The organism is Streptococcus sp. DD04 (assembly GCF_001578725.1).
GTDB classification, from domain to species: Bacteria; Bacillota; Bacilli; order Lactobacillales; family Streptococcaceae; genus Streptococcus; species Streptococcus sinensis.
Window position 1 is genome coordinate 1 of the sequence record NZ_KQ968984.1, and the last position, 5,243, is coordinate 5,243.

Here is a 5,243-nt window from a genome sequence, read left to right on the forward strand (position 1 = left end):
GCTAAGCGACTTCCATATCTCACAGGGGGCAACCCCCAACTACTTCCGGCGTTCTAGGGCTTAACTGCTGTGTTCGGCATGGGTACAGGTGTATCTCCTAGGCTATCGTCACTTAACTTTCTGAATTAACGTGCAATCTTACATTGCCTTGTCAACTCAAAATTGAATAACTACTCATTTCTAACAAGTCTTATCGAACGCTGCGCTCAATGAAATTGTATTCGGACTTAAAAGCTAGTAAATTAGATAGCCTACCTGCGTCATCATCGATGACTGGCTAGCCTCCTAAATTTATACGCTTTTCTCAACGTCCTCTTTACTTAGTTTTGGATAAGTCCTCGAGCTATTAGTATTAGTCCGCTTCATGTGTCGCCACACTTCCACTCCTAACCTATCTACCTGATCTTCTCTCAGGGCTCTTACTAACTTGCGTTATGGGAAATCTCATCTTGAGGTGGGTTTCACACTTAGATGCTTTCAGCGTTTATCCCTTCCCTACATAGCTACCCAGCGATGCTCTTGGCAGAACAACTGGTACACCAGCGGTAAGTCCACTCTGGTCCTCTCGTACTAGGAGCAGATCCTCTCAAATTTCCTACGCCCGCGACGGATAGGGACCGAACTGTCTCACGACGTTCTGAACCCAGCTCGCGTGCCGCTTTAATGGGCGAACAGCCCAACCCTTGGGACCGACTACAGCCCCAGGATGCGACGAGCCGACATCGAGGTGCCAAACCTCCCCGTCGATGTGAACTCTTGGGGGAGATAAGCCTGTTATCCCCAGGGTAGCTTTTATCCGTTGAGCGATGGCCCTTCCATGCGGAACCACCGGATCACTAAGCCCGACTTTCGTCCCTGCTCGAGTTGTTGCTCTCGCAGTCAAGCTCCCTTATACCTTTACACTCTGCGACTGATTTCCAACCAGTCTGAGGGAACCTTTGGGCGCCTCCGTTACCTTTTAGGAGGCGACCGCCCCAGTCAAACTGCCCGTCAGACACTGTCTCCGATAGGGATCACCTATCCGGGTTAGAGTGGCCATAACACAAGGGTAGTATCCCAACAACGCCTCCATCGAAACTGGCGTCCCGATCTCATTGGCTCCTACCTATCCTGTACATGTGGCACAGACACTCAATATCAAACTGCAGTAAAGCTCCATGGGGTCTTTCCGTCCTGTCGCGGGTAACCTGCATCTTCACAGGTACTAAAATTTCACCGAGTCTCTCGTTGAGACAGTGCCCAAATCATTACGCCTTTCGTGCGGGTCGGAACTTACCCGACAAGGAATTTCGCTACCTTAGGACCGTTATAGTTACGGCCGCCGTTTACTGGGGCTTCAATTCATACCTTCGGATTACTCCTAAGCACTCCTCTTAACCTTCCAGCACCGGGCAGGCGTCACCCCCTATACATCATCTTACGATTTAGCAGAGAGCTGTGTTTTTGATAAACAGTTGCTTGGGCCTATTCACTGCGGCTGACTTAATGTCAGCACCCCTTCTCCCGAAGTTACGGGGTCATTTTGCCGAGTTCCTTAACGAGAGTTCTCTCGATCACCTGAGGCTACTCGCCTCGACTACCTGTGTCGGTTTGCGGTACGGGTAGAGTATGATACAACGCTAGAAGCTTTTCTTGGCAGTGTGACATCACTCACTCGCTACTAATCTTCGCTCCCCATCACAGCTCAACGTTATAGGTATAAGCATTTGACTCATACCACGCCTCACTGCTTAGACGTACATCCATTCGTACGCACGAGTTAGCCTACTGCGTCCCTCCATCACTTCATACTCCAGTACAGGAATATCAACCTGTTGTCCATCGGATACACCTTTCGGTCTCTCCTTAGGTCCCGACTAACCCAGGGCGGACGAGCCTTCCCCTGGAAACCTTAGTCTTACGGTGGATGGGATTCTCACCCATCTTTCGCTACTCATACCGGCATTCTCACTTCTATGCGTTCCAGCGCTCCTCACGGTACACCTTCTCCACACATAGAACGCTCTCCTACCATACCTATAAAGGTATCCACAGCTTCGGTAAATTGTTTTAGCCCCGGTACATTTTCGGCGCAGGGTCACTCGACTAGTGAGCTATTACGCACTCTTTGAATGAATAGCTGCTTCTAAGCTAACATCCTAGTTGTCTGTGCAACCCCACATCCTTTTCCACTTAACAATTATTTTGGGACCTTAGCTGGTGGTCTGGGCTGTTTCCCTTTCGACTACGGATCTTAGCACTCGCAGTCTGACTGCCGACCATAATTCATTGGCATTCGGAGTTTATCTGAGATTGGTAATCCGGGATGGACCCCTCACCCAAACAGTGCTCTACCTCCAAGAATCTTGATGTCGACGCTAGCCCTAAAGCTATTTCGGAGAGAACCAGCTATCTCCAAGTTCGTTTGGAATTTCTCCGCTACCCACAAGTCATCCAAGCACTTTTCAACGTGCCCTGGTTCGGTCCTCCAGTGCGTTTTACCGCACCTTCAACCTGCTCATGGGTAGGTCACATGGTTTCGGGTCTACATCATGATACTAAAGCGCCCTATTCAGACTCGGTTTCCCTACGGCTCCGTCTCTTCAACTTAACCTCGCATCATAACGTAACTCGCCGGTTCATTCTACAAAAGGCACGCTCTCACCCATGAACGGGCTCGAACTTGTTGTAGGCACACGGTTTCAGGTTCTATTTCACTCCCCTTCCGGGGTACTTTTCACCTTTCCCTCACGGTACTGGTTCACTATCGGTCACTAGGGAGTATTTAGGGTTGGGAGATGGTCCTCCCAGATTCCGACGGGATTTCGCGTGTCCCGCCGTACTCAGGATTCTGCTAGGTACAGATTCTATTTAAATTACGAGGCTCTTACTCTCTTTGGCTGACCTTCCCATGTCATTCTTCTATAAAATCTGAGTCCACAGCGCAGTCCTACAACCCCGAAGAGTAAACTCTTCGGTTTGCCCTCCTGCCTCTTCGCTCGCCGCTACTAAGGCAATCGCTTTTGCTTTCTCTTCCTGCAGCTACTTAGATGTTTCAGTTCACTGCGTCTTCCTCCTCATCCCTTTAACAGAGATGGGTAACAGGTAGTACCTGTTGGGTTCCCCCATTCGGACACCCCCGGATCTATGCTTACTTACAGCTCCCCGAGGCATTTCGTCGTTTGTCACGTCCTTCTTCGGCTCCTAGTGCCAAGGCATCCACCGTGCGCCCTTACTAACTTAACCTTATTTTTCGACCTTTCAGTCTTAAACTCATTAATATTCACAGCGTTTTCGGTTTATTTTCTTGTTACTATTTGATATAGTTATTCAATTTTCAATGGACAAGTTTAGAATAGTACATACTATCCTAATGGAGCCTAGCGGGATCGAACCGCTGACCTCCTGCGTGCAAAGCAGGCGCTCTCCCAGCTGAGCTAAGGCCCCACAAGACCTCTCAAAACTAAACATGACGACCAATGGCTTCCGTTTTCCTTAGAAAGGAGGTGATCCAGCCGCACCTTCCGATACGGCTACCTTGTTACGACTTCACCCCAATCATCTATCCCACCTTAGGCGGCTGGCTCCTAAAAGGTTACCTCACCGACTTCGGGTGTTACAAACTCTCGTGGTGTGACGGGCGGTGTGTACAAGGCCCGGGAACGTATTCACCGCGGCGTGCTGATCCGCGATTACTAGCGATTCCGACTTCATGTAGGCGAGTTGCAGCCTACAATCCGAACTGAGACTGGCTTTAAGAGATTAGCTTGCCGTCACCGACTTGCGACTCGTTGTACCAGCCATTGTAGCACGTGTGTAGCCCAGGTCATAAGGGGCATGATGATTTGACGTCATCCCCACCTTCCTCCGGTTTATTACCGGCAGTCTCGCTAGAGTGCCCAACTGAATGATGGCAACTAACAATAAGGGTTGCGCTCGTTGCGGGACTTAACCCAACATCTCACGACACGAGCTGACGACAACCATGCACCACCTGTCACCGGTGTGCCGAAGCAAAATCCTATCTCTAGGACGGGCACCGGGATGTCAAGACCTGGTAAGGTTCTTCGCGTTGCTTCGAATTAAACCACATGCTCCACCGCTTGTGCGGGCCCCCGTCAATTCCTTTGAGTTTCAACCTTGCGGTCGTACTCCCCAGGCGGAGTGCTTAATGCGTTAGCTGCGGCACTGAGTCCCGGAAAGGACCCAACACCTAGCACTCATCGTTTACGGCGTGGACTACCAGGGTATCTAATCCTGTTTGCTCCCCACGCTTTCGAGCCTCAGCGTCAGTTACAGACCAGAGAGCCGCTTTCGCCACCGGTGTTCCTCCATATATCTACGCATTTCACCGCTACACATGGAATTCCACTCTCCCCTTCTGCACTCAAGTTAAACAGTTTCCAAAGCGTACTATGGTTAAGCCACAGCCTTTAACTTCAGACTTATCTAACCGCCTGCGCTCGCTTTACGCCCAATAAATCCGGACAACGCTCGGGACCTACGTATTACCGCGGCTGCTGGCACGTAGTTAGCCGTCCCTTTCTGGTAAGTTACCGTCACAGTGTGAACTTTCCACTCTCACACTCGTTCTTCTCTTACAACAGAGCTTTACGATCCGAAAACCTTCTTCACTCACGCGGCGTTGCTCGGTCAGGGTTCCCCCCATTGCCGAAGATTCCCTACTGCTGCCTCCCGTAGGAGTCTGGGCCGTGTCTCAGTCCCAGTGTGGCCGATCACCCTCTCAGGTCGGCTATGTATCGTTGCCTAGGTGAGCCGTTACCTCACCTACTAGCTAATACAACGCAGGTCCATCTCTTAGTGATGCAATTGCATCTTTTAATATCTTACCATGCAGTAAGATATCTTATGCGGTATTAGCTATCGTTTCCAATAGTTATCCCCCGCTAAAAGGTAGGTTACCTACGCGTTACTCACCCGTTCGCGACTCACAAAGTACGGTGTAGTAAACTACGGTGTACCTCGTGCGTTCCACTTGCATGTATTAGGCACGCCGCCAGCGTTCGTCCTGAGCCAGGATCAAACTCTCATTAAAAGTTTGAGTTCTCACTCATTTCTGTCACTGACAGATTTATTGTTTTTTTCATTGTTCAGTACTACAACTTCAGTTGTAGTGCCCTGCACATTGGTTCGTCTTGTTCAGTTTTCAAAGGTCTTTGTCGCCCTCGCAAGCGACAACTATATCAGTATATCACCTCAACTAATTCTTGTCAATACTTTTTTTGAACTTTTTTTGCTTTTTT

The 5,243-nt window shown here is 49.7% G+C and carries 1 tRNA gene and 3 rRNA genes; all 4 read right to left on the reverse strand.

Going from position 1 to position 5,243, the window contains the following annotated elements:
* The 4 genes from rrf to STRDD04_RS10120 all read right to left on the reverse strand — a co-directional run bounded on the left by rrf (position 1) and on the right by STRDD04_RS10120 (position 5,035).
* Positions 1-116, reverse strand: a 5S ribosomal RNA gene (gene rrf, locus STRDD04_RS10105).
* A gap of 210 nt (positions 117-326) precedes the next feature.
* A 23S ribosomal RNA gene (locus tag STRDD04_RS10110) occupies positions 327-3,225 on the reverse strand.
* Between the two features lie 128 nt (positions 3,226-3,353).
* Positions 3,354-3,426: transfer RNA gene (locus STRDD04_RS10115), tRNA-Ala, on the reverse strand.
* 52 nt (positions 3,427-3,478) lie between these two features.
* A 16S ribosomal RNA gene (locus STRDD04_RS10120) occupies positions 3,479-5,035 on the reverse strand.
* The 16S, 23S and 5S rRNA genes sit together here with 1 tRNA gene alongside, the layout of an rRNA operon.
* Positions 5,036-5,243: the final 208 nt, after the last annotated feature.